Source organism: Variovorax sp. P5_A3 (assembly GCF_056400665.1).
On the sequence record NZ_JBFUKW010000004.1, the window covers coordinates 73,835 to 98,083 of the forward strand.

19 protein-coding genes and 4 pseudogenes are annotated in these 24,249 nt (G+C 64.1%); 18 read left to right on the forward strand and 5 right to left on the reverse strand.

Annotated elements, in window-relative coordinates:
* Window positions 1-110: 110 nt before the first annotated feature.
* Window positions 111-707 carry a redoxin domain-containing protein gene (locus AC1D3B_RS07765; protein ID WP_478190083.1) on the reverse strand — a complete coding sequence of 199 codons (597 nt, stop codon included), beginning with the start codon at window positions 705-707 and terminating at the stop codon, window positions 111-113.
* Between the two features lie 351 nt (window positions 708-1,058).
* On the opposite strand from AC1D3B_RS07765, the gene AC1D3B_RS07770 reads away from it, so the two are divergent.
* Window positions 1,059-1,382 carry a hypothetical protein gene (locus tag AC1D3B_RS07770; protein ID WP_478190084.1) on the forward strand — a complete coding sequence of 108 codons (324 nt, stop codon included), beginning with the start codon at window positions 1,059-1,061 and terminating at the stop codon, window positions 1,380-1,382.
* Window positions 1,383-1,499: 117 nt separating this feature from the next.
* Window positions 1,500-2,177, forward strand: a complete 678-nt coding sequence (locus AC1D3B_RS07775) for a type 1 glutamine amidotransferase domain-containing protein (protein WP_478190085.1) — start codon at window positions 1,500-1,502, stop codon at window positions 2,175-2,177.
* Between the two features lie 68 nt (window positions 2,178-2,245).
* On the opposite strand, the gene AC1D3B_RS07780 is transcribed toward AC1D3B_RS07775, so the two are convergent.
* The gene (locus AC1D3B_RS07780) at window positions 2,246-3,547 is read right to left on the reverse strand and encodes a carbohydrate porin (protein ID WP_478190086.1); all 1,302 of its coding nucleotides are present in this window, start codon (window positions 3,545-3,547) and stop codon (window positions 2,246-2,248) included.
* Window positions 3,548-3,741: 194 nt separating this feature from the next.
* Between AC1D3B_RS07780 and AC1D3B_RS07785 the strand changes: the two genes are divergently transcribed.
* The 8 genes and pseudogenes from AC1D3B_RS07785 to AC1D3B_RS07820 all read left to right on the forward strand — a co-directional run bounded on the left by AC1D3B_RS07785 (window position 3,742) and on the right by AC1D3B_RS07820 (window position 12,029).
* Window positions 3,742-4,434 (forward strand): LuxR C-terminal-related transcriptional regulator, encoded by a 693-nt coding sequence (locus AC1D3B_RS07785; RefSeq protein WP_478190087.1) that lies wholly within the window; start codon window positions 3,742-3,744, stop codon window positions 4,432-4,434.
* A 145-nt stretch (window positions 4,435-4,579) separates the two neighbouring features.
* A complete protein-coding gene (gene fdnG / locus AC1D3B_RS07790) occupies window positions 4,580-7,651 on the forward strand; it encodes a formate dehydrogenase-N subunit alpha (protein WP_478190088.1) in 3,072 nt (1,023 codons plus the stop codon).
* A gap of 1 nt (window position 7,652) precedes the next feature.
* Window positions 7,653-8,528 (forward strand): annotated as a pseudogene (gene fdxH / locus AC1D3B_RS07795) (formate dehydrogenase subunit beta); the annotation flags it as partial.
* Between the two features lie 6 nt (window positions 8,529-8,534).
* Window positions 8,535-9,209 (forward strand): formate dehydrogenase subunit gamma, encoded by a 675-nt coding sequence (locus AC1D3B_RS07800; RefSeq protein ID WP_478190367.1) that lies wholly within the window; start codon window positions 8,535-8,537, stop codon window positions 9,207-9,209.
* Window positions 9,210-9,313: 104 nt separating this feature from the next.
* Window positions 9,314-9,811 (forward strand): RidA family protein, encoded by a 498-nt coding sequence (locus AC1D3B_RS07805; protein ID WP_478190089.1) that lies wholly within the window; start codon window positions 9,314-9,316, stop codon window positions 9,809-9,811.
* Between the two features lie 123 nt (window positions 9,812-9,934).
* Window positions 9,935-10,144: pseudogene (locus AC1D3B_RS07810) on the forward strand ((2Fe-2S)-binding protein); the annotation flags it as partial.
* A gap of 164 nt (window positions 10,145-10,308) precedes the next feature.
* Window positions 10,309-11,022 carry an SDR family NAD(P)-dependent oxidoreductase gene (locus AC1D3B_RS07815; protein WP_478190090.1) on the forward strand — a complete coding sequence of 238 codons (714 nt, stop codon included), beginning with the start codon at window positions 10,309-10,311 and terminating at the stop codon, window positions 11,020-11,022.
* A 71-nt stretch (window positions 11,023-11,093) separates the two neighbouring features.
* Window positions 11,094-12,029 (forward strand): LysR family transcriptional regulator, encoded by a 936-nt coding sequence (locus AC1D3B_RS07820; protein ID WP_478190091.1) that lies wholly within the window; start codon window positions 11,094-11,096, stop codon window positions 12,027-12,029.
* Window positions 12,030-12,040: 11 nt separating this feature from the next.
* On the opposite strand, the pseudogene AC1D3B_RS07825 reads toward AC1D3B_RS07820, so the two are convergent.
* Window positions 12,041-12,439, reverse strand: a pseudogene (locus AC1D3B_RS07825) (S16 family serine protease); the annotation flags it as partial.
* Window positions 12,440-12,681: 242 nt separating this feature from the next.
* Here AC1D3B_RS07825 and AC1D3B_RS07830 point away from each other — a divergent pair.
* A complete protein-coding gene (locus tag AC1D3B_RS07830; RefSeq protein WP_478190092.1) occupies window positions 12,682-13,065 on the forward strand; it encodes a cupin domain-containing protein in 384 nt (127 codons plus the stop codon).
* A gap of 2 nt (window positions 13,066-13,067) precedes the next feature.
* On the opposite strand, the gene AC1D3B_RS07835 is transcribed toward AC1D3B_RS07830, so the two are convergent.
* Window positions 13,068-14,780, reverse strand: a complete 1,713-nt coding sequence (locus AC1D3B_RS07835) for an FAD-dependent oxidoreductase (protein ID WP_478190093.1) — start codon at window positions 14,778-14,780, stop codon at window positions 13,068-13,070.
* A gap of 201 nt (window positions 14,781-14,981) precedes the next feature.
* Window positions 14,982-15,335, reverse strand: a complete 354-nt coding sequence (locus AC1D3B_RS07840) for an ATP-binding protein (RefSeq protein ID WP_478190368.1) — start codon at window positions 15,333-15,335, stop codon at window positions 14,982-14,984.
* Between the two features lie 17 nt (window positions 15,336-15,352).
* Between AC1D3B_RS07840 and AC1D3B_RS07845 the strand changes: the two are divergent.
* The 7 genes and pseudogenes from AC1D3B_RS07845 to AC1D3B_RS07875 form a co-directional block, all read left to right on the forward strand.
* Window positions 15,353-15,745, forward strand: a pseudogene (locus AC1D3B_RS07845) (transposase); the annotation flags it as partial.
* 215 nt (window positions 15,746-15,960) lie between these two features.
* Window positions 15,961-16,434 carry an ASCH domain-containing protein gene (locus AC1D3B_RS07850; RefSeq protein ID WP_478190094.1) on the forward strand — a complete coding sequence of 158 codons (474 nt, stop codon included), beginning with the start codon at window positions 15,961-15,963 and terminating at the stop codon, window positions 16,432-16,434.
* 391 nt (window positions 16,435-16,825) lie between these two features.
* The gene (locus AC1D3B_RS07855; protein ID WP_478190095.1) at window positions 16,826-19,921 is read left to right on the forward strand and encodes a sensor histidine kinase; all 3,096 of its coding nucleotides are present in this window, start codon (window positions 16,826-16,828) and stop codon (window positions 19,919-19,921) included.
* Window positions 19,918-20,550 carry a response regulator gene (locus tag AC1D3B_RS07860; protein WP_478190096.1) on the forward strand — a complete coding sequence of 211 codons (633 nt, stop codon included), beginning with the start codon at window positions 19,918-19,920 and terminating at the stop codon, window positions 20,548-20,550. Before AC1D3B_RS07855 ends, AC1D3B_RS07860 begins: the two co-directional genes overlap by 4 nt.
* 95 nt (window positions 20,551-20,645) lie before the next feature.
* Window positions 20,646-21,125, forward strand: coding sequence for a hypothetical protein (locus AC1D3B_RS07865; protein ID WP_478190097.1), 480 nt, complete (start codon window positions 20,646-20,648; stop codon window positions 21,123-21,125).
* Window positions 21,126-21,156: 31 nt separating this feature from the next.
* A complete protein-coding gene (locus AC1D3B_RS07870; RefSeq protein WP_478190098.1) occupies window positions 21,157-22,080 on the forward strand; it encodes a sensor histidine kinase in 924 nt (307 codons plus the stop codon).
* An 842-nt stretch (window positions 22,081-22,922) separates the two neighbouring features.
* Window positions 22,923-24,245: a C4-dicarboxylate transporter DctA gene (locus AC1D3B_RS07875; protein ID WP_478190099.1), complete on the forward strand. Its 1,323-nt coding sequence runs from the start codon at window positions 22,923-22,925 to the stop codon at window positions 24,243-24,245.
* The last annotated feature ends 4 nt before the right edge of the window (window positions 24,246-24,249 follow it).

The window sequence follows — 24,249 nt, forward strand, 5'->3', positions numbered from 1 at the left end:
GATCCATCGAGCGCGATGTGCGCAGGGAATCAAATCAAACGAGGCGGGCCTGGTCTATTGGACGATGGTGTCGTCCCATACCTTGGTATCAACGCGGACGGGGCCTGAGATCAATCCTGTTCGGCGATGACGTTCGCCTGCGTTTTCCCGTACGGATAGAACCCCTTCTTGTCGCCCTGCGCCCAGGCTTCCCGCTGCGCCGCGCTCCCGATGTCCCAATCCGGACGGCAGCGTTGCAGCACCGAGCGCAGATCGAAGCGCAACTCCTCCACGGTCGGCCTGCCGAAGAACCAGTAGCCGTTGTAGATCTTGTGGACACGCAGCCCCGGTTCGAGCACCAGGGTGTGCGGGATCATGGGGTTGTGGTGCGGATCGGTGTACTCGGCGATGTCCAGATCCTTTTGCAGCTTGCGCCCGGGATCAGACAGGAAAATCCAGTGCGCGCCGACACCCGTGCGGAATTCGTTCGTCTCGAGGAGGTTGTCGGTCGAGACGGTCACGAGCCGGCAGTAACCGACCTGCATCTCGCGGTGCAGTTGCAAGAGGCCTTCGTGCTGCCGCCTGTCCTTTGGACAGAAGGCACCGCGCGCGAGCACCAGCACCAGTGGGTCGCCTTCCTGCAACTCCGAGAGCTTGCGGTGCTTGCCGCGGTGGTCCGAGAGTTCGTAGTCCGGGAAGATGGCGCCGGGGACGATATCGGATCTCATGGGCGGGCTCCTTTGAATGCAATGGGATCAGTTCGATTGCGCTAACCTGGGTTGGCGCACCCTGCTCGGAGTTGAACGCCCGATGGTTCATCTGCAAGACGGACGCATCCCCCTCCGCCGGCCATGCTGGGCTGCATAGGAGAAGTCCGATCAGTAGCATGCCAAGGCGCCTCAAGGTTTTCTGCCTCCGACAACCTTTCGTTTGCACTTTACTTCGGTTGTGGCACACAGGTATCCCCTGAAAGTGGCAGAGGCCGACGCCCTCATTTCGGGTACTGCCCGACCCTCTTCTGGTGCACGCTCTGCATTGTGCAGCGCCTTTTCAACATGTTCCCACCCGGATGGCCGGGAATGGCCCTGCTCGCCTTGCGGGCCTCGGTCGCGCTTGCGCTGCTGATCGACATCCTCGATCACGGGCAGGGCCCGTCCCAATGGCTGCAGGGTGCCGGCCTGCTGCTTTCGGTGGCCGTCTGCGCGGGATACCTGACGCCGGTCGCAGCCGTCATGGCACTTCTCTTCCACGCGCTGGTCTGGTCGCTCCAGGGCTTCGACAGCGTTCCCGTGGCGAGCATTGTCTTGCTGGATGCGCTGGCCCTCGCGCTGCTCGGCCCGGGCGCCTATTCGCTGGACTCGTACCGCTTCGGGCGTCGCGTGGTCGTCCTGCCACCGCGCTGACGCCCCGGCCCGCTCCGTCTTCCGGACGATTCGCCGGTGGGTCTTGATCCGGATTCGACGCCGGTCGACCGGTCGAACAATCGGCTGTTCCACCCACCATTCATCGAGGTACATCGCATGAGCAAGATCCTGATGGTTCTGACGTCGCACAACATCCTCGGCAGCACCGGTCGGCCGACCGGCTTCTGGCTCGAGGAATTCACGGCGCCCTACTACGTCTTCCACGACGCGGGCGAGAAGGTCACCGTGGCTTCGCCGAAGGGCGGGCAACCGCCGATCGATCCCAAGAGCGACGATCCGGCCAACCAGACCGAGTCGATGACGCGCTTCAAGGGCGACAAGGCCACGCAGGCGGTGCTGGCCAGCACGGTCAAGCTGGCCGACATGAAGGCCTCCGACTTCGACACCGTCTTCTACTCGGGCGGGCACGGTCCGATGTGGGACCTGGCGGAGGACCCCGTGTCCATCGCTCTCATCGAGTCCTTCTACGACGCCGGCAAGCCCGTCGCGGCGGTCTGCCACGCGCCGGGCGTGCTGCGTCACGTCAAGTACAAGGGCGAGCCGATCGTCAAGGGCAAGCGCGTGACAGGCTTCACCAACGACGAGGAAGAAGAAGTCCAACTCACCAAGGTCGTGCCGTTCCTCGTCGAAGACGAACTCAAGCGACTCGGTGGTCTCTTCGAGAAGGTCGACAACTGGAAGCCTTTCGCCATCACCGATGGTCGCCTGATCACCGGGCAGAACCCGGCCTCCTCGACCTCCGCGGGCCAGGCGCTGCTCAAGCTGTTGAAGTAGGGCGTCCCGGAGTCCGACGAAGGGTCCGCCAGCAGGCGGACCCTTTCTTCGTGCCCGCTCCAAGGAAATCAGAATGAGACTGCGGATTTCAGACCGACGACAAAGGCATTCGGATTGGCCGAAGTGCCCCCGGGGTGCACGACGTACTGGAGATTGGGGCGCAGGTAGAGACTCGGTATCGGCGACCAGCTGTAGTAGACCTCAATCGCGTATTCATTGCCATCGCCAACGGCCGCCCGCTGGCCCGTGCGCACATTGTTCTCGCGCACGAAGCCGGCAAACCGTCCGTTGTTGTGGGTCGCTCCGACTGCAAGTCCGATGGCATCTCGCGCCCGGTCGAACGGCCCCTGGTACATCACCCCCGCCGCGATCTGGCGATCGAGGATCGCCGTGGCGCGGTCGGCCTGCGAGACGTTGAGGAACACGGTGGCGCCACGTCCTCCCTCGCTGCCCGTGATCTGCTGCTGGAAGTTGAGGTAGGCGCCGTACTGGCCGCTGTGCTGCAGCGGCTCCAGGCCCGTGATGCCGCGGGGATTGCGGTTGACGTCGTCGTAGAGGTCGACGCCGTCGGAGGTGTTGTACCAGCCACCCACCTTGTATGACCCGGGCCGGCCGTCCAAGGTTGGCAGCCATCCGAATTCCACCGGGATCAACGCGCCCGTGGTGCCGCCTGGGTTGTCCAGCTTCCAGCCGCTGCGCCGTGCATAGCCGTCATCCACATAGACCGGATTGACCTGGTAGACCCCCACCTGCGCGTAGGCCTGAGGGGATGGCTGGTACTTGATGCGCGTTGCCCACTGGCTGGTCGGCCAGTTGACCCAGTAGCTGCTGACGAGGTTGCCGGGCTGAGAGCCGCAGAACGTCAGGTTCTGGAAGTCGCACGAGAAGCTGGCGAAGTCCTCACCCACCGTCAGCCGGCCGAACTTGACCTCGACCTGGTCGTCGAACAGTTGCTGATTCACCCAGAACTGCGTCAAGTGCCACGTCTGGCCGCGGCCGTAGATTTCCTGGAGCAGCATGCTGTTGCCGATCTGCGCGTCCGCGCCGAGGTTGCGCCCATTGCGATCGGTGACGGTTCCCTGAAAGCTGCCGCCCTTCCATCCCCACAGCTTGTTCAGGTCCGCGGTGACACCGAAGACCCACTGGTCTGCATAGCGCGTCAGGTGTTCGCTGCCGCCGCTGAAGTTGTGGGCGAGTTGGCCGCCGTAGCCGAGATTGAAGCTGAGGCCTTCACCCTCCAGACGCGTGTGTTGTCCTCCCCAGTCGCCCAGCAGGTAGGGACGCGAGGCGATGTCGTCGGCGTATGCGCTGGCCACGCCGAACATCAGGGCGACCGCTGCGAGCGACGGGGCTTTCGAATTGCGGAACATCGAAAGCGATCAGAGCAGAGCCGTCGGTCTCCATCCATTGGACGATGGTATGAAGGCTCGCGCCGTCGCGGGCCAGAGCGATACCAACGTGCAATGGCCTTTCCTTCCCGCCTGTAGTCAGATCGCGAACTGTCGCGCACCACTGATCGTGGCAAGAGAGCCATGAGTCAGCCCCCCAACAGTCGGAGAAGTCAATGAACCAAAGTTCGTCTCGTCACCTCAACGTCCTGGTGATGTACCACGATCCCATCGTCTGCGCCGGGCTGGTGGCGGCATTGCGTCAACACGCGAACTTCGAGATCCTGGTGCACGGCATCCACAATCCGGTGTCGAGCGGCCCCTTGGTCGACGTCGTGATTGCGGACTACAACAACGCGATGCTGCTCGCCGAGATCGACGTCCGGAAGATGCATGGGCAGTTCGCGGAACCCAGGATCCTCGCTCTAACGGCCGATGACCGCGAGGCCGACATCCGGCGGGCGCTCCAGGCGGGGATTCGCGGCTACCTGCTTCTCGGCGGTTCGCTGCACGAGCTGATCGAGGCGGTCAGGGCGGTAGGCAGCGGCGCGCGCTACCTGTGTCCGGCAGTGGCCGAGCGCCTGGCCGAGAGCCTGGCAGGCGTCACGCTCACGCTGCGCGAGAACGAGGTGCTGCGGCTCGTCGCGGAGGGTCAGTCCAACAAGGCCATCGCCAAGCACCTTGCCATCGAACTGGGGACGGTGAAGTCGCACGTGAGCGCGATCATGACCAAGCTCGGAGCCAGCTCTCGCACGCAGGCCGCCAGCATCGCGGTGACCCGCGGCCTGGTGAGCGAGCGCAGACCGAGAAGCGACGTGACTTCGTCATCTCGAGCCCCCATGGTCGAGGTGCGAGCGCAGTTCGCCTGATACGCACTCTCCAGCCGCGCGAACTGATGCAATGGCCAGGAGTCACGGGGCTAGGCCGAAAGAACGATCCGCAGACCCCACTTCTCGCAGTCGCGGGTCTTGCGCATCCACTGGACGATGTCTCTCACGCACAGGAGTCTGCACGATGGACATGAACCGAAGGCAATTCTTCCGCGTCAGCGGCGCCGGACTGGCAGCGTCCAGCCTCGTGGCGCTCGGCTTCTCGCCGGTCGAGGCGCTCGCCGAGACACGCGCCTTCAAGCTGGCCCGCGCAACCGAGACGCGCAACACCTGCACCTATTGCTCGGTCGGCTGCGGGATCATCATGTACGGCATTGGCGACGGCGCGAAGAACGTGGTCAAGGACATCATCCACATCGAGGGCGACCCCGACCATCCCGTCAATCGCGGCACGCTGTGTCCCAAGGGGGCCGGGCTGCTGGACTTCGTGCACAGCCCCAACCGGCTGAAGTACCCGCAGATCCGCGAGGCCGGCAGCACCGAGTGGAAGCGCGTGACCTGGGACGACGCCATGACGCGCCTCGTCAAGCTGATGAAGGCCGACCGCGACGCCAACTTCATCGCGACGAACGACGAGGGCAAGGTCGTCAATCGCTGGCTCAGCACGGGCATGCTGTGCGCCTCTGCATCCTCCAACGAAACGGGCTACATCACGCACAAGGCGATGCGCTCGATGGGGATGCTGGTCTTCGACAATCAGGCGCGCGTCTGACACGCCCCGACGGTGGCCGGTCTGGCCCCGACGTTTGGGCGCGGTGCGATGACCAACCACTGGGTGGACATCAGGAACGCCGATCTCGTGCTGATCATGGGCGGCAACGCGGCCGAGGCGCACCCGTGCGGCTTCAAGTGGGTGATCGAGGCGAAACACAACAACAGGGCCAACCTGATCGTGGTCGACCCGCGCTTCACGCGCTCGGCCGCGATGGCGGACTACTACGCGCCCATCCGCGCCGGCACCGACATCGCCTTTCTCGGCGGGGTGGTGAACTACCTCCTGAGCCACGACAGGATCCAGCACGAGTACGTGCGCAACTACACCAACGCGCCCTTCATCGTCGGGGAGGCCTTCGACTTCCAGGACGGATTGTTTTCCGGCTACGACGAGGAGAAGCGCCGCTACGACAAGACGACCTGGGGCTACGAACTCGACGACAAGGGGTTCGCGAAGGTCGACCCGACCCTGCAGCATCCGCGCTGCGTACTGCAGGTGATGAAGCGCCACTACGCGCGCTACACGCCCGAGATGGTGAGCCGCATCACCGGCACGCCCCAGGACAAGTTCCTCAACGTGTGCGAGATGATCTCCGCGACCGCCGTGCCGGGCAAGGCCATGACAGTCATGTATGCACTGGGCTGGACGCAGCACAGCCAGGGCTCGCAGATGATCCGCACCGGCGCGATCATGCAGCTGCTACTCGGCAACATCGGCATTGCGGGCGGCGGAATGAATGCGCTGCGCGGCCACAGCAACATCCAGGGCCTGACCGACCTGGGTCTTCTGTCGGATGCGCTGCCGGGCTACCTGTCCCTCGCGACCGACGCCGAGCAGGACCTCGAGACCTACTACAAGCCGCGGGCGCTGCAGCCGCTGCGGCCCAACCAGATGAGCTACTGGCAGAACTATCCGAAGTTCTTCGTGAGCCTGCAGAAGGCCTGGTGGGGCGATGCCGCCACGGCCGAGAACTCATGGGCCTTCCATTACCTGCCGAAGCTCGACAAGCTCTACGACGTGCTGCAGGCTTTCGAGCTGATGAACGCGGGCAAGTTGAACGGCTACATCTGCCAGGGCTTCAACCCCCTGGGCTCGTTCCCGAACAAGAAGAAGATCATCGAGGGGCTGTCGAAGCTCAGGTTTCTGGTCATCATCGATCCGCTACGAACCGAGACCGGCGAATTCTGGAAGAACTACGGCGAGCACAACGACGTCCGGAGCGAGGACATCCAGACCACGGTGTTCCAGTTTCCTTCCACCTGCTTCGCCGAGGAGGACGGCTCGCTCGTCAACTCCAGCCGCTGGCTTCAATGGCACTGGAAGGGCGCCGAGCCGCCCGGCGAGGCGCGCGGCGACCTCGAAATCATTGCCGACATCTTCCATCGCATGAGAACGGCCTACGTCGAGGAAGGCGGCGCCTTTCCCGATCCCATCGTCAAGCTCACCTGGCCGTACAGGAACCCGCGCAGCCCGTCAGCCGAAGAACTCGCGATGGAATTCAACGGCAAAGCCCTTGCGGACCTGGTCGATCCTGCCGACAAGAATAAGGTGCTCGCGAAGGCCGGCGAGCAGATCTCGGGCTTCGGCCTGCTGCGCGATGACGGCAGCACGGCATCCGGCTGCTGGATCTTCGCGGGCGCGTGGACCCAGGCCGGGAATCAGATGGCACGCCGCGACAACGCGGACCCGTGGGGCATCGGCCAGACGCTCAACTGGGCGTGGTCGTGGCCGGCGAATCGCCGCATCCTCTACAACGCGGCGTCGAGCGCGCCGAACGGCAATCCCTGGGATGCGCGCCGGCAGCTCGTCGAGTGGAAAGGCAAGAGCTGGGGCGGCGCCGACGTGCCCGACATACGGAACGACGCCAACCCCGGCGATGCGGATCGCGTGCAGCCCTTCATCATGACTTCCGAAGGCGTCGCGCGGCTGTTCGCGCCGACCGGCATGGCCGACGGTCCGTTGCCCGAGCACTACGAGCCGTTCGAGACGCCACTCGTGAACAACCCGATGCACCCGGCCAATCCGAAGGCGCGCTCCAATCCGGCCGCCCGCGTGTTCAGGGGCGACATGGAGGCCTTCGGGACCGCGAAGGCGTTTCCGTACGTGGCGACCAGCTACCGGCTCACCGAGCACTTCCACTACTGGACGAAGCACGCGCTGACCAACGCGATCATCCAGCCGCAGCAGTTCGTCGAGATCGGCGAAGAGCTCGCCAGGGCCAAGGGCATCGCCAACGGAGACATGGTGAAGGTGTCGTCGAACCGCGGCTTCATCAAGGCGGTGGCACTGGTGACCAAGCGCATCCCACAGCTGGAATGCGACGGCCGGAAGATCGATACCGTCGGCCTGCCCAACCATTGGGGATTCATCGGCCTGACGCGGCCCGGCTACCTCGTGAACACCCTGACGCCTTTCGTGGGGGACGCCAACACGCAGACGCCCGAGTTCAAGGCCTTCATCGTCAACATCGAGAAAGCCTGAAATGTCCTCTCTTCAGTCGCTCGACATTGCCGCTCGCTCGGCCACCACCACGCGGAGCCCGGACGCACGCCGGACGATCCCCGAAATCGCCAAGCTGATCGACGTGTCGAGCTGCATCGGCTGCAAGGCCTGCCAGGTGGCCTGCATGCAGTGGAACGACCTGCGCGACGAGGTCGGCCACAACGTGGGTGTCTACGACAACCCGGCGGACCTCAGCGCCGAATCGTGGACGGTGATGCGCTTCTCCGAGGTCGAAGTAAAGCGCGAGAACGAGGGGACGCGACTCGAATGGCTGATCCGCAAGGACGGCTGCATGCACTGCGCCGACCCCGGCTGCCTGAAGGCCTGCCCCTCGCCGGGTGCGATCGTCAAGTACAGCAACGGCATCGTCGACTTCATCGAGGAGCACTGCATAGGGTGCGGCAACTGCATCACGGGCTGCCCCTTCGACATTCCGCGGCTGAGCCAGAAGGACAACAAGGCCTACAAGTGCACGCTGTGTTCCGACCGCGTGGGGGTGGGGCTGGAGCCGGCCTGCGTCAAGGCCTGCCCGACCGGCGCGATCCATTTCGGCAGCAAGGAAGACATGCTCGCGTACGCCGGCGAGCGCACCGTCGACCTCCAGGCGCGCGGCTTCGCGCAGGCGGGCGTGTACGACCCGCAGGGCGTCGGTGGCACCCACGTGATGTACGTGCTGCAGCATGCGGACTAGCCGGAGCTCTATCACGACTTGCCGCGCGATCCTTCGATCAGCCCGTGGGTCGTCCTGTGGAAGGGCGCGGCCAAGCCGATCGCCTTGGCCGCGATGCTCGGCGGCGTGCTGGCTGGGTTCTTCCACTACATGAAGGTCGGCCCGAGCAAGGTGCCCGAGGACGAACCGGAGATGCGCGGCCGCGCACCAGGCAGCCTGATCCGGCGCTATCCGGATCACACGCGCATGAACCATTGGGCGGTCGCGCTCCTGTTCATCTGCGCCGGCCTGTCGGGACTCGCCATCTTTCACCCTGCGCTCTTCCCGCTGGGCGTGTTGTTCGGCGGTGGCCCGTGGACGCGGATCCTGCATCCCTTCTTCGGCGTGCTGATGGTGCTCGGCTTCGCGTTGCTGTTCGTCCAGGTCTGGCGCGAGAACCTCTGGAAGCGTCGCGACACGGAATGGATGCGCGCGGCGCCGTACCTGATCGCAACCGGCGACGAGGCAGGCATGCCGCCGGCAGGCAAGTACAACGCCGGACAGAAGGCGGTGTTCTGGGCTTTCGCCGTGAGCCTGGTGCTGCTCTTCGTCACCGGCTTCGTGTTCTGGCAACCGTGGTTCGCCGACGAATTTCCGATTCCGATGCGCCGGGTCGCGGTGGTCGTGCATGCGGCTTCCGCGGTGGTGCTGATCCTCAGCGTGATCGCGCACGTCTATGCGGCGATCTGGGTCAAGGGCACCATGGGCGCCATGACGCGCGGCACGGTCACCGAGAACTGGGCGAGGCGCAACCATCCGCTGTGGCACGGCGAGAAGGTGACTGGCCCGCTCCGCAACGACGCGCACGAAGCCCGAGGCGAGAACTGAGCATCCTCGCCCCACATACCAAGGTATCGACGACACCTTCGTGCAATGGATCGGCGTTCGCTCTTCTGATTTCATGACTCCCTGCAACACCAAGGAGAGTCATCTTGTTCACCCCGTCGTCGTCCCACCCTGCCTCCGATGCTGGCAGCGCCGAGCATCGGTTGAAGGAACTCGGTATCCGGCTACCGTCGCCGCCCAGGCCGCTCGGCACCTATGTCGAATCGGTGCAGTCCGGCAAGCTGCTCTTTCTGACCGGAATGCTGCCCATCGAAGGCGGCGAGGCCAGGTTCGTGGGTCGAATCGGCGCGGAACTGGATGTCGAGGCGGGACACCAAGCGGCCCGTCTCGCGGCGCTCAACGGACTGGCGGTCGTGCGCAAACACCTGGGGTCGCTCGACAGGGTGACGCGGGTCGTCCGGCTCGGCGTGTCCGTCGCCACGTCGGGCGATGTCCGCGACCATCCTAAGGTCGCCGACGGCGCTTCGCAGCTGCTCCAGGATGTGTTCGGCAAAGACAAGAATCCGTGCCGTCTGGTGCTCGGGGTTGCCAGCCTTCCTCTCGGGACGCCGGTCGAGCTGGAACTCATCCTCGAGGTGGCGTAAAAGCACGGATTCGTCCCGGCATGCGCGCCTGACTCCAAGGAGGGAGCTGTCGCCGACCTTCGTCCAATGGACTTGCTGCGCGCGCTCTGGTGAGATTCCATCCCCTCGACAAGGAGAAGCGTGATGATCACTCTCAACGTCAACGGAAAAAGCCGCGCGATCGATGTTCCCGACGACATGCCGCTGCTGTGGACCTTGCGCGACGTGCTGGGCATGACCGGCACCAAGTTCGGATGCGGCATGGGACTGTGCGGCGCATGCACGATCCACATCGATGGACAGCCGGCACGCTCCTGGCTCACGCCCGTGTCGGCGGCGGTCGGCGAACAGCTTCGCGCAGCGTAGAAAGGGAGGGACTGCATTCATTACACGGGGTATCGACAGTTGTTCCGACCCCTGATGTTTAAACCACGCAGAAGCACAGATATGGGAATAGGCGATGGACGACCGGATCTCCGGGCCATTGCTTCCCATCGACTCTTCTCAAGGAAAACATCATGAGCAACGACACCAAGACAGTGGTGATCACCGGCGCCTCCCAAGGCATTGGCGGTGCGCTGGTCAAGGCTTATCGCAAGGCGGGCTTTCGCGTCATCGCCAACTCGCGCACCATCGGCGCAAGCACCGATCCGGACATCCTGAATGTCGCGGGCGACATCGCCGACCCGGCCACGGCCGAAAGGATCTTCAGCGAGGGCCTCAAGCGCTTCGGCCGCGTCGACACGCTGGTAAACAATGCCGGCATCTTCACCGCCAAGCCGTTCACCGCGTTCACGTCCGAAGACTGGGCGAGCAACCTTGCCGTCAACCTGGGCGGCTTCTTCCATGTCACCCAGCGCGCGGTGCAGCAGATGGAAGCCCAGGGCTCGGGCCATATCGTCCAGATCACCTCCAGCCTGGTCGATCAGCCCATCAGTGGCGTGCCCTCGGTGCTGGCGTCGATCACCAAAGGCGGGTTGAACGCTGCCACCAAGTCGCTGGCCATCGAGTACGCGACGCGCGGCATCCGCGTGAACGCGGTCTCGCCAGGCATCATCAAGACACCGATGCATCCGCCGGAAACCCACGCAGGACTTGCCACCTTGCATCCAGTCGGCCGCATGGGCGAGATCGGCGACATCGTCGATGCGATCCTGTTCCTCGAGAACGCTCCGTTCGTCACCGGCGAGATCCTTCACATCGACGGTGGCCAGTCGGCCGGCCGCTGGTAAGGTGCCACCTGGCCACGCTCCCGTGGCCGGGTCGTTCGAAGACGCATTTGCCCTCGGAGGAGCAGGCCCGTATGACGCGACAGTTCGACGACATCATGCTTGGAAGCCTGGAGCTGTTCTGCATCGCGGCAGAGCTCGAGAGCTTCACGGCGGCGGGACGGGCGGCGGGCCTGAGCCCCGCCGCGGTCAGCCGGACCATCGCGCGGCTCGAGGCACGGCTCGGTGTGCGCCTGTTCATGCGGACCACGCGGCAGATTCATCTGACCGACGGCGGCCGGTCCTACTTCGAGCAATGCCGACAGGCCCTGAACCTGATGCGCGACGCCGAGGCCCAGCTTACGGGCGCGCAGCAGGCCCCTGCGGGTCTTCTTCGACTCAGCGTGGCCTCGCCCTACGGCCACTATCGCGTGCTGCCACTGCTTCCGCGATTTCGCGCGCGCTACCCGAAGGTGGATATCGAAGTCCATCTGAGCAACCGCAACATCGATTTCACCGGCGAAGGCTTCGACCTCGCGATCCGTGGTCGCGCGCCGCCGGACTCCGGCCTGATCGCGCGCAAGCTCGAAGACGCCGAACTGGTTGTGATTGCCGCACCCTCCTACATCGCACGCGCGGGCGCGCCGGACACCGTCGATTCGCTGGCGGCGCACGATTGCGTGCAGTTCGTTCTCCCGAGCACCGGGTTGCCGGTCCCCTGGCTGTTTCACAGTGGAGGGCGCGACTTCGAGCTTGGCACGCCCCAAACCTATCTGTGCGCCGACGACTACCTGGGCGCCGTGACGCTGGCGCGCCAGGGCGCGGGCATCTTCCAGACCTACCGCTACATCGTCCAGGACGACCTGGCGCAAGGTCGGCTGCTGGAATTACTGCCGGAGGCCGGCGGGCGTTCCCGGCCTTTCTCGCTGATCTATCCGAACCGCCATCACACGGCACTTCGCGTGCGGGCCTTCATCGATTTTCTGCTGAAGGAGCTGACAGGCAGCGGCACAAGAGCCGCATCGCCCTGAACTGGGCCGGTCTACGGGACGATGGCCTCGTCCTCTGCCTTTGCATGCGCCGCCGACGCGTCCGGCACGGCAACGCGGATCGCGTCGTCGACCTGATCCAGCCAGACGAACTCCAACCGGGCGCGAGCGTCGGCCGGGATGTCCTCCAGGTCGCGCTCGTTGCGCGCGGGCAGCATCACCGTCGTGATGCCGGCGCGCAACGCGGCCAGAACCTTCTCCTTCACACCGCCGATCGGCAGCTCGAGCCCACGCAGGCTGATCTCGCCGGTCATGGCGACGCTGCTGCGCACCGGCCGGTCGGTCAGCAGCGACACCAGCGCGACGAACATCGCCACCCCTGCACTCGGACCGTCCTTGGGCGTCGCCCCCGCCGGCACGTGGATGTGGATGTCCGACCGCTCGAAGGATTCATGCATGAAACCAGACGCATGGGGTCGCGTCGATTGGACGAAGGTATTTGCGATACCTTCGTATGAATGCCGCGAGCGAAAGGAAGGTCGGGCAACCGTCTTGATCGAGCAATGGCCTACGACACCTTCGTGCAATTGCTTCATCGGGGCCTTGCTGATGCAATCGACACGGTCAATCCGACCACAGGGGGAACCCAGCGATGCCACCTCACCAACCAGGGCAAGCGGCCTTCCGATCAGTCTTGCCTGAAAACATCGACTGGCGCCCGTTCCCGGCGTTTCCTCCCGAGGTCCGACTTGCCGTCGTGGTCGGTGAGCCCGCGAGGCCTGGCCCCTACCTGATCAGGGTCAAGGTACCTTACGGCGTCAAGCTGATGCCGCATTCACACCCGGAAGACAGGATCTACACGGTCATTTCCGGCGTCTTCTATCTCGGCCTCGGAGACCGATTCGACGCTGATGGACTTGTGGCCTATCCGCCCGGAAGCGTGATCGTCCTTCCGGGCGATACGCACCACTTTCATTGGGCGAAGTCGGGCGAATACATTACCCAGGTCACTGCAGTGGGCCCATTGGGCCTGGAATACATCGACACGCGCGATGACCCTCGTCAGCACGGTGCATGAGCTCAACGAGAAGGCCGCGAGGTCGATGACCCGTGATCGCGATGGACATGCGCCAGATGCTGATGGATGAAACCAACGACCGCGGCGCCCTCTCCGATCGCGCCCCCGACCCGCTTGGTTGAGCCTGCGCGCACATCGCCTACCGCAAAAACACCCGGAACGCTCGTCTCGAGCGCGTCAGGCATGTGCCCTCCCTGTGCAGCCGCGTTCGTCCCGGTCAAGACGAAGCCATTGGCATCGGTCGCCACGCCGCAGCCTTCCAGCCATCGGGTTTCCGGGTCCGCACCTGTGAAGAGAAACAGGTTGCGAATGTCGCGATCGCACAGGCTTCCGTCGCGGTGGTCACGCCAGCTGGCGCCCACGAGTCCGCTGGCGCGATCACCCCTGAGTGCGCAGAGTTCGGTTTGATGGAGGACTTCGATGTTCGGCGTGTTCGCAATGCGATCGATCAGGTATCGCGACATGCTGTGCGAGAGATCCGGCCCGCGAACCAACATCTGGATGCGCGCGGCGTGGCCGGCGAGGTACACGGCGGCCTGTCCCGCGGAGTTGCCTCCTCCTACCAGGACAACGTCAGCCTTCTCGCACAAGGCGGCCTCCATCGCCGAGGCCCAGTACCACACGCCTCGCCCCTCGAACTCGGCCAGCCGGGGAACCGCCGGCCGCCGGTAGCTTGCGCCGCTGGCAATGACGATCGAGCGGCTTCGGAGCCAGCGGCCGTCACCAAGCTGCACGCGCAGGGCGTTGTCCGGGTCGGTACCGCTGCAGTCCAGCGCGCATGCCGCTACGGGGATCATGATCTCGGCCCCGAACTTCTGCGCCTGAACGAATGCGCGACCGGTCAGCGCCAATCCCGAGATGCCGGTCGGGAAGCCGAGGTAGTTCTCGATACGGGTGCTGGCGCCCGCCTGGCCTCCGAAGTGGCGCCGATCCACCACAACGACCTTGAGCCCCTCCGATGCCGCGTAGACCGCCGTCGCGAGCCCGGCTGGACCCGCGCCGATGACGATTACATCGACGCACTCCGGGCGATCGCGCATGTCGAGCATCCCGATGCACCGCGCCAATTGGGCTTCGTCGGGATTGACGAGCACCGCGCCGTTGGGACAGATGACCGTCACGTCGTCCGCCGTCGCGCCGTACTGCTCCAGCAGTGCTGTCGTTGCATCTGATGTGCTCAGCGGCATCCTCTGATGCGGCACTGCGTTCCGCCGCAGGAATTCCTGGAGTCGCAAGACCTGCGGTGACTGCGGGCGGCCGATCAGGACCGGCCCGCTGGACTCCGATTCAGTCAGCATCACCCGCCGAAGGATGAGTGCTCGCATGATGCGCTCGCCAAGGTCCGCCTCGCCGATGACGAGCGCTCGCAGGCGATCTGCCGGGATCAGGAGCGCCTCGACATCCTCCGTCGCTTCGGCGTCGGTGAACGAGGCGACACCACCGAGTTGTCCGACCTCGCCCATGAATTCGCCAGGGCCGTGTTCCGCGATGGGCACACGCTCCCCGAGCCCATTGCGCTGCTTGACGAGAACGCGACCCGCGAGCAGCACGAAGAGTCCCGGCGGCCGCTCGCCCGCCTTCTTCAGCAGTTCACCCGGCTTGAAGCGGCGCGCCTCGCCGAAGCGGGTCATCCGCGCCAGCTCGCCGCCTTCGAGGACGGGGAAGACCTGGTGATGCCTCTGCGCGGCAATCATTTCTGCGCCATCGCGACTCATGGGATGCGTTACTCACAATGTGGGGCCAGTGCGGAAGCGAGGCCAAGGACTGTCCCGATGACAACAGAAACGTCAGGATGAATCCATTGGACGAAGGTGTCCCTCGGGGAACGCGGTGAGATCGTTCGTCGGGCGAGGGAGTAGTCACGCGCTCGGGATGGAGAACGAAAACGTGGCACCGGGCCCGTCGTTAGACTCTGCTCAGAGACGACCACGATGGCTCTCGACGATCGAGTGGCTCACTGAGAGGCCGATCCCCATGCCGTCACTCTTGGTCGTGTAGAAGACTTCGAAGATTTGCCGCATGCGCGCGGGGTCGATCCCCACCCCGGTGTCTTGGACGGACACGCGCACGCGAGAGCCGTCCTCCTGCTGCGTCGCGACCACCAACTGCCTGGGGCGATCCTCGATGCTCCTCATCGCGTCCACCGCGTTGCGCAGCAAGTTCATGATGACCTGCTCGATGCCATGCCGACGGCCGATCGCACCCAGCCGGCCGAGGTCGAGGCCAAGACCGAGCGGTTGACGGAGAAGATCAAGAAGCTGCGTGAGCAGATGCGGGAACTGGACCGGAGCGGGCCATCTTCAGATTCAGCACGATCGAAAGAAATGGTCTCAACGCGCGCATCTACTGGACCAGCGCTTGCCCCAGGTGTCCCATGAAGGAGCAGTGTACGCCCAGCGACTACAGACGTATCCGACGATGGGAACATGAGGCGGTGCTCGAGCGCGCCCAGCAACGTCTTGATCGCAAACCTGTCGCGATGACGCTGCGAAGGTGCACCGTCGAGCACGTGTTCGGCACGCTCAAGTACTGGATGGGTTCAACCCATTTCCTCACGAAGACACTGCCGCACGTGAACACGGAAATGAGCCTGCACGTGCTGGCTTACAACCTGAAGCGCGTGATCTCGATCCTGGGTATGAGCCAAACGATGAAGGCAGTCAAGCTGATGGGGGCATGAGCCATCTTCAATGGCCGTGGCAACTCTCTCGGCGACTCAGGCGCGTGCCAAGTCGCCCGTTTCTGCGACGAGACCACTGGATGACTTCACGGTGCCGATGGCGCTGTTGAGGCCGCATCGTCGGCACACCTACACGCCGAAATTCCACACTCCCTCGGCCAACAGCAGACATCGGCGGTAAGCTTCCAAAGAGCCGCCTCGGCTGCCCATCGAGCATGAACATTGCTTCAAACATCGCATGGTTCTGGGCCGCTTTCTGCGCGGAGGTTGGAGAGGATTACTCCGACCGGTTTTTCGAAGCTTTCCACTTCGATGACAACCAGGCCGCTGCCAACGAAATTGCCGACCATGTACTTGCAGGTGTCAAGTGGGCCACTGCCAGCCTCGTCTGGTCACTTGATAGCGCGAGCACCGCGCCTCCCGAGCTTGGTGCCCTGAGCGTCGTCACATACTGGGATGGAAGCCCCGTCAGTGTCATCGAAACGCAGGAGGTCAAGGTCTTGCCATTCGAGCAAGTCACCGCCGAGTTCGCAGCAGTCGAGGGCGAAAGCAATGGGTCGCTGGAATACTGGCGCCGGGTGCACTGGGCATACTTTGGCCGTGAGTGCGCTCGGGTTGGCCGAGAACCAAGCCTGACAATGCCCGTGGCGTGTGAGCGGTTCAAGGTCCTCTATCGAGCCAATGCTTGAGGCGAGCACGCCGACCGGCGCAATTCGCCAGAAGCATCGGTGATCGGGCAGGTTGATTGACCTGCGGAGTTCTCTTCTCGCGAGTTCTCGGCGTTGTTCTTCTCATCGGTTTCCCCATTGGGACGGTGCTCGGTGGCCTGATTCTGGTCAAGACCAGCGCGAAGGATTGGCAGTCGTAGCCAGACATTCGCCGAGACCTCCCAAATGCTTGGTGCACTGTGTTTAACGGCGGTCTTGTCTTGGTGGCCTTCCCGGGCTGCTTCTTGCTGGTCCCCGCTATCTGGAGCACGGTTGCGCTACGCGCTCCGTTGGCGGATCATTCCCGTCGGCCCGATCCGAACGGCGCCCCTGACGTTCTAATTTCCGAGAAGGAGGCATCATCGGATCGGCCATGCGGGCCCCCAAGGAAACTATGTTCGGTGCGACGTTCGCGCGACGGATCGTAGTCGGCTTAACAGCGCTATGGATTAGCGCGTGGCCCTCTCTTGCCTGGCCGCTCGACGCTTCTCTGGACGTGTCCAAATATGGCCACACCCAGTGGCGAAACCTCGATGGATTCGGCCCCGGGACCATTGGCCCGATCGCCCAAACCGCTGACGGTTACCTGTGGCTGGGCACACCGACCGGTTTGCTGCGCTTCGATGGCGTGCGCAGCGTGCCATGGCGCGCTCCCCCCGGCAGCGATCTTCCTGACGAACGTGTGCGAGCACTGTTCGGATCGCGAGACGGGACCCTCTGGATCGGCACCCTCCGCGGACTCGCCAGCTGGAAGGACGGGGCGCTCGTCTTGCATCCGTCGCTGAAAGGGAAGACGGTCAACGCCATCGAGGAGGACGCCGAGGGAACCATGTGGGTCGGCGGTTCGGGCGGAGGCAAGGCCGTCCTCTGCGCCATTCGCGAGGGGAACAGCGAGTGCCACGGCGCCGACGGCAGTCTCGGGAGGGCCATTCTGGCGCTATATCGCGACGCCTCCTCAGGAGCGCTGTGGGCCGCCGGAGGAGATCGGGTATGGAAATGGAGACCGCAGCCGATCTTGTCGTTTTCCCTCCCCAGTCCCATCGGTGCGCTTCGCACTTTGACCGGGACATCGGACGGGGGCGTCGTCGTAGGCACGAGAGGCCAGATCGTGAAGATCGCAAACGACGAAGTGACCACGATCCAACTCCCGGCATGGGCGCAAGGCCTGATCTTCACAAAGGCCCTTCGCGATCGAGACGGCGGCTTGTGGATTGCAGCGTCCGACTTCGGCCTGCTGCATTTCCACGATGACCACCTCGATACCTACACGGCGACAGAGGGGCTGTCCGGTGACCACGTCCTGGGACTCTTTGAGGATCGCGAAGGAAACGTCTGGGTGTCCACGTCGCACGGCCTGGACCGCTTTCGGCCCATGGCTGCCGCGCTCTATGCGCGTGGCGATGGAATCAAGGGGCGCGTCGCTTCGATCCTGGCCGCGCGCGACGGGAGCTTGTGGGCCAGCACGTCCGCGATGGTGTATCGACTCAACGACGGACATGTATCCGACATCCGGCCGGCGCGTTCGGCCACTCTGTTCGAGGATCACCGGGGAAGAATCTGGATGGCCTCGCAGTACGAGTTCGGATACATGGAAGCCGGAGAGTTCGTCGCCGCGTCCGGCGTTCCTCCGGGAACCATCGACGGGATCGCCGAGGACTCCAAGGGAAATATCTGGATCGCGGATCGCCAGGCCGGCCTCCTTCGCCTGTTGCCGAACGCGACCATCGAGCGCACGCCGTGGGCAGAATTGGGGAGCCGAGGTCGTGTCTCGACCCTGACGATCGATCCGGCCGATGACAGCCTGTGGCTAGGCCTCTGGTCCGGTGGCGTGATGAACGTGCTCGACGGAAACGTTCGCACATTTCTCCAGCTTCGCGAGACGGAAGGCAGTCAGGGCGTCGGTCAGATTCGGGTCGATGCCGATGGTGCCGTCTGGATCGCAACCAGGTCCGCGCTGACCCGCATCAAGCACGGGCGCGTGAGCAAGTTGGATCACGAGAGCGGCCTGCCGTGCGAAGGCGCGTACTGGACACTCGTGGATGAGCGCGTCGTCTGGATCTACTCGCCTTGTGGCCTGGTTCAAATTGATCGGACGGAGATGGACACCTGGTCCGCCGCGGCGGACCAGGGGACGAACATGAAGGTCAAGGCCCGACTTCTCGACAATTGGGACGGCGTCGGACAGCCGTCCAACGTCAGCGCGGTCGGCCAGATCGAATCGGTTCAGCTCTTTACTCCGAAGGCGGCTCGTTCCGTCGACGGCCGGATATGGGTCGTCACGGGTGACGGCATCGTTGCAGTCGATCCCGCACGGATTCCCACCAATCGCACACCTCCGCCCGTGCACGTGGAGCAGATCACCAGTGACGGGACGCCCTATGAGGCTCGCGCCGGCTTGCGGCTGCCCCCCCTTCAGCGCAATCTCGAGATCACCTACACAGGCCTCAGTTTCACGGTGCCGGAGCAGGTGCGGTTTCGCTATCGACTGGAGGGCCGTGACGCCGACTGGCAGGACGCAGGCAACCGCCGCCAAGCCTTCTACACGGATCTGCCTCCCGGCCAGTACCGCTTCAGCGTGATGGCGGCAAACAACAGCGGGCTGTGGAACAGTCAGGGCGACACGATGGAGTTCTCGATCGCGCCGGCCTGGTGGCAAACGGACCTTTTTCGCGCGTTGTGTGCATGCGCAGTCGCGATCGCGCTGTATGCCCTCTACCGGCTGCGAGTGTCGCGCCTCTCGCGCCAGTTCGCTTTGGCGCTGGAAGCGCGCGTGAACGAACGACTGCGCATTGCACGTGAGTTGCACGACACGCTCCTGCAGAGCTTTCAGGGGCTGTTGCTCCGGCTCCAGACGGCACTCCAACTGTGGCCGAATGGCGATGGGCGCCGCATCCTGGAGGAGGGGATCGACCAGGCCGCCGATGCGATCACGGAAGGCCGCGACGCCATCGAGGGACTTCGCGCCGCCGCGACCGAGACCAGTGACCTGGGCGACGCCATACGCGCCCTGGGCCAGGTGCTCGCGACCGACCCGGCCTCGCCTTCGGCCAGGTTCGGCATCGAAGTACGGGGCCGGCCGCGAGAGCTGCATCCCATCGTGCGCGATGACGTCTTCTGCATCGTCGGCGAGGCCATGCGCAACGCTTTTCGCCACGCGGAGCCGAAACGGATCGACGTCGATATTCGCTACGATGACCGGATGTTGAGTGTGCGTGTCCGGGATGATGGAAAGGGTATGGATCGAAGCGTGGCCCAACGCGGGCGCGACGGCCATTTCGGCCTGCGCGGCATGCGCGAACGCGCCAAGCTGATCGGCGGCAAGCTCGCGCTCTGGAGCCGACTCGATGCCGGCACGGAAATCGAGCTGACCATCCCGGCCGCGCGGGCCTATGCCGTCATTGCCGAGGGGGCGCCATCCGGCATCGAGACCACACTGACCGGCAAAGCCGCAGATACCGCCGACACATGAACGACGCCCCAGCGCGAATCCGCGTTCTCTGCGTGGACGATCACCCGCTGGTCCTCCAGGGGATTTCGGGCCTTGTCAGCGTCCAGCCGGACATGGAAGTGGTTGCCGAGGCGGCCAACGGTCGAGTCGCCGTCGAGCAGTTCCGCAAGCTTCGACCCGACGTCACGCTGATGGACCTGCAGATGCCGGAAATGGGGGGGCTCGATGCCATTGGCGCGATTCGCGGTGAGTTTCCCGATGCCCGCATCATCGTTCTGACCACCTACGCCGGCGACGTGCAGGCGCTGCGGGCCATCAAGGCAGGCGCGCGCGGCTATCTGCTCAAGAACACGCTGCACAAGGAGCTCCTGGAGTCCATCCGTGCGGTCCACGCCGGCAGGAAGGCGGTCTCTCCGGATGTTTCGTTCGATCTTGCCGAGCACGTGACTGACGACGCGCTCACAGCCACGGAAATCCGCGTGCTGCGTCTCATCTCGGCGGGCAACGCCAACAAGGAAATCGCGGCCCAACTGACGCTCTCGGAAGAGACGGTCAAGAAACACGTCCGAAGCATCCTGTCGAAGCTCGACGCGAAGGATCGCACTCAGGCGGCGATGATCGGGCTTAGACGCGGCATCATCGACCTGTAGGGCGCGCGTCGGGTCCACACGCTGGACGCTCGGCCCCAAAAGGGCCACTCGAAGGCCTCGTTGGAGGGTATTCGGGATGGCCCGACCTTGCTTAGATGGCGAGCGTGCAAAGACTCTTTTCCTCGTTCGCCTCCGGCGCCGCCGGGGTTGGAATGCTCTTGATGCGGCTGGCGGCCAGCACCCTCCTTTTCCTTTATGGCGTCGGCACGCTCCTGTCGACAGTTCCCCCGGTTTCGACAGACTCCGGCGCGTCTGGGGGATTCGGCTTCTTTTCTATGGCGACAGCTCTGCTCGTGCTCGTTGGGCTGTGGACGCCGGTGGCCGGCGTACTGACTGCGATCGCCTCTGCGTGGCACGCCGTAGCCATAGGATCCAACCTGAGCTCGGACATGCTTCTGGGTGTTCTGGGCCTCGCGCTCGCGTTGCTTGGCCCTGGCGCGTTCTCTGTCGACTCACGGCTCTTTGGATGGAAACGCCTCGAGATCCAGGACGGCGCGTCCGCGGACGGCGAGCCTGGCAATGGCAGTGATCGAAAAGCCGTCGGCCCCAAAAGGGGCCCCTGGAGGCACCGTTAGAGGCTGTTCGAGACAGCCTGACCTGGCTTGAATGGCGAACGTGCAAAGACTGTTTTCTCGATCACCCCCGGTCCCGCTGGCATCGTCTGAATCGGTCCTCGGCATTCGCCGTGAGGAGTCCATCGTGCTCAACTTAAGCTCAGTGCCTGACCGGGTGACGAGGACCAAGGCTGGAGGCATGCAGATCGGAAACCTGCACCGTGTTTGCGCGGCGACCCCCAGGCCGCTCGTTGCCGAGGAGATCCACACCGTCGCGGGCGGTCGCCGCATGGGCGACGAGCTCGCGGCCTCGATCGCCCACGAACTCCGCCAGCCGTTGAGTGCCATGGCCATCAGCGCCGCTGCCGGCCTTCGCTTCCTCGAGGGCTCGCCATCCAACGTGGATCGAGCCAGGGAAGCGTTCTCCCGAATCGTCGCTGACGGCAAGCGCGCGGGTGCATTGATCGAAGACATTTGTTCCAACTTCAGGAACCTCGCCCGGACCAACACCTTGCTCAGCGTCAACGAACTCATCGAAGGCGCGATCGCGATCAACCGTGACGAGATGGAAAAACACCAGATACGGGTTGAGATCGAGCGAGCCAGGCAGCTACCCGAAGTGCGCGGAAATCGGATCCAGCTGCAGCAGGTGCTTGTCAATTTGATCGCCAATGCCATAGACGCGATGGCTGTCGAAGGTGAGCCGAGGATCTTGCACGTAAAGGCCGAAAGCTACGGTGGCGACAAGGTGGTGGTCGCGGTCTCGGACACCGGAACGGGCGTAGGGTCGTGTGTCGTGGACCGCATATTCGATCCGCTGTTCACGACCAAACCCGACGGGATGGGCATGGGGCTGTGGATCTGCCGCGCCATCGTCGAGGCACATCACGGCAGATTGTGGGTTGCTCCGAATGCCCCGAAGGGGACCGTGTTCCGGTTCACGCTGCGAGCCACCGGATCGATTCAGAGTGAGTGAATTCGAGACGCCGCGCAGAAGGCGTGGTCGGATGCTTTTGAGGGCAAGCAAACCTTACGAAGACTGGTGCTGGTACACGCCGACGCAGGAAGACGGACTCTGGACTCAATCTGGCACGACAAAGGTCCCCGACTCGCTGAAGAAGGCCTGGCAAGCTATCCAAGTGGCAGCCCAGTTGCTGTCCAAAATGAGGGTCGCTCATATCGGAAAAGCATGAAGCGTTTCAGTGGACGACCACGAGTTGCCATGGAGAGAAGACCAGAGCCGGTTCGACCCGGCCAACGAACAGCGCGACGAAAACTGAGTTGACTCACGTTGTCGATAACTTTCGGCGCGATGGATCTCAGGATCCGCGCCGGGGATGCTAGGGGACGGTTCGAGCGCGGAGTCGAGCCAGCGCGCGCGAACTCGGGGCTGCATCCCGGCTCAGACTTAATGATCAGACACGCTGCGTCACCACGCTTGATCGGCGCGAAGTCCGAGATGACGACGTTGCTGTCGCTCGCCAGCTACTACGTCCTTGCATGCCCTCCTTGGGTTTTTCCGGCAGGCTCACGGGGGTCTGCATTGCCGTAGCTGACGCATCGCCTTGGAGATCCAACCGCTCAAGCATTTTCGAGAGCCAGCACGTGCCCCCCGCGAACGGCCGAACCGCGCGATGAGGATCTACAACTTTGTTTGGCTGTCTACGACTTTATTTGGCGGGCTACAACTTTCTTCTCCCAAAACATCGGCGGCACTACACCGCGGGATTACCCTCGCAAAGAAATCCCAACTCTTGCCTACATTGCTTGTATGCAAGAAATCAGTTGGCTTGCATGCAACTCAACACGGAGATCTCCATGCCCCGTTTCGCCAAATCGCTCTTCGGTCAGGTGGTCATCGCGCTGGTGCTCGGCGTGCTGGCAGGCCTCTTCATCCCCGACTTCGCCGTCAAGCTCAAGCCACTGGGTGACGGCTTCATCAAGCTGATCAAGATGATCATCCCGGTGCTGGTGTTCTGCGTGGTGGTGCACGGCATCGCCGGCGCCGGGGACCTCAAGCGCGTGGGTCGCGTCGGCGTGAAGGCGCTGATCTACTTCGAGGTGCTGACGACCGTCGCGCTGGCACTGGGCCTCGTGTTGGCCTTCGTGTTCAAGCCAGGCGTCGGCATGAACGTGGACCCGTCGAAGCTCGACCCCGCGGCAATGAGCGCCTACGCATCGACCGCGGACAAGCTCACCAGCGGCGGCACGGTCGAATTCCTCATGAAGCTGATCCCGACGACGGTGGTCAATGCCTTCGCAACCGGTGATGTGCTGCAAGTGCTGCTGTTCGCCGTGCTCTTCGGCTGCGCGCTTTCGCTGCTAGGGGAGCGCGGCCGGCCGGTCGGGCTGGTCGTCGACGCGCTCTCGCTGGTGCTGTTCAAGATCATGGGCATCATCATCAAGCTGGCGCCGCTGGGCGTGCTAGGCGCCATCGCCTTCACCGTCGGACAGTACGGCATCGGCTCGCTGAAGCAGCTCGGCATGCTGGTGGCGCTGTTCTACGTCGCGGTGCTGCTCTTCGTCTTCGTGATCCTCGGCCTGGTGATGCGGATCTCGGGCTTCAGCCTCGTCAAGCTGCTGCGCTACCTGCGCGAGGAACTCACCATCGTCTTCGCCACCACGTCTTCCGACAGCGTGCTGCCGCAGATCATGGCCAAGCTGCGCCACATGGGCATCCGTGACTCGACCGTGGGCCTGGTGATTCCGACCGGCTATTCGTTCAACCTCGACGCCTTCTCGATCTACATCACGCTGGCCGCGGTGTTCATCGCGCAGGCGACCAACACGCCGATCTCGATGGCCGACCTGCTGACCATCCTCGCGATCGCGCTGGTCACCTCGAAGGGCGCGCACGGTGTGCCGGGTTCCGCCATCGTGGTGCTGGCCGCGACCCTGCATGCCATACCCGCGATCCCCGCGATCGGGCTGGTGCTGGTGCTGTCGGTCGACTGGTTCATGGGCATCGCCCGCGCGCTGGGCAACCTGATCGGCAACTGCGTCGCCACGGTCGCCATCGCCGCCTGGGAAGGCGACATCGACCGCGAGCGCGCCCATGCGGTGCTCAACGGCACGCATTCGCCCGACGACGAACCGCTGGCCGAGCCCGACGCGCCCATCGTCGCGCAGCCTGCCCACTGAACAT

Bases quoted from the DNA above. Each gene is read 5' to 3' on its own strand.
- AC1D3B_RS07820 (WP_478190091.1), top strand. From the start codon at position 11,094: ATGACGCGACAGTTCGACGACATCATGCTTGGAAGCCTGGAGCTGTTC.
- AC1D3B_RS07775 (WP_478190085.1), top strand. From the start codon at position 1,500: ATGAGCAAGATCCTGATGGTTCTGACGTCGCACAACATCCTCGGCAGC.
- AC1D3B_RS07850 (WP_478190094.1), top strand. From the start codon at position 15,961: ATGAACATTGCTTCAAACATCGCATGGTTCTGGGCCGCTTTCTGCGCG.
- AC1D3B_RS07870 (WP_478190098.1), top strand. From the start codon at position 21,157: ATGGCGAACGTGCAAAGACTGTTTTCTCGATCACCCCCGGTCCCGCTG.
- AC1D3B_RS07800 (WP_478190367.1), top strand. From the start codon at position 8,535: ATGCGCGGCCGCGCACCAGGCAGCCTGATCCGGCGCTATCCGGATCAC.
- AC1D3B_RS07865 (WP_478190097.1), top strand. From the start codon at position 20,646: ATGGCGAGCGTGCAAAGACTCTTTTCCTCGTTCGCCTCCGGCGCCGCC.
- AC1D3B_RS07875 (WP_478190099.1), top strand. From the start codon at position 22,923: ATGCCCCGTTTCGCCAAATCGCTCTTCGGTCAGGTGGTCATCGCGCTG.
- AC1D3B_RS07785 (WP_478190087.1), top strand. From the start codon at position 3,742: ATGAACCAAAGTTCGTCTCGTCACCTCAACGTCCTGGTGATGTACCAC.
- AC1D3B_RS07860 (WP_478190096.1), top strand. From the start codon at position 19,918: ATGAACGACGCCCCAGCGCGAATCCGCGTTCTCTGCGTGGACGATCAC.
- AC1D3B_RS07770 (WP_478190084.1), top strand. From the start codon at position 1,059: ATGGCCCTGCTCGCCTTGCGGGCCTCGGTCGCGCTTGCGCTGCTGATC.
- AC1D3B_RS07855 (WP_478190095.1), top strand. From the start codon at position 16,826: ATGCGGGCCCCCAAGGAAACTATGTTCGGTGCGACGTTCGCGCGACGG.
- AC1D3B_RS07815 (WP_478190090.1), top strand. From the start codon at position 10,309: ATGAGCAACGACACCAAGACAGTGGTGATCACCGGCGCCTCCCAAGGC.
- AC1D3B_RS07780 (WP_478190086.1), bottom strand. From the start codon at position 3,547: ATGTTCCGCAATTCGAAAGCCCCGTCGCTCGCAGCGGTCGCCCTGATG.
- AC1D3B_RS07765 (WP_478190083.1), bottom strand. From the start codon at position 707: ATGAGATCCGATATCGTCCCCGGCGCCATCTTCCCGGACTACGAACTC.
- AC1D3B_RS07835 (WP_478190093.1), bottom strand. From the start codon at position 14,780: ATGAGTCGCGATGGCGCAGAAATGATTGCCGCGCAGAGGCATCACCAG.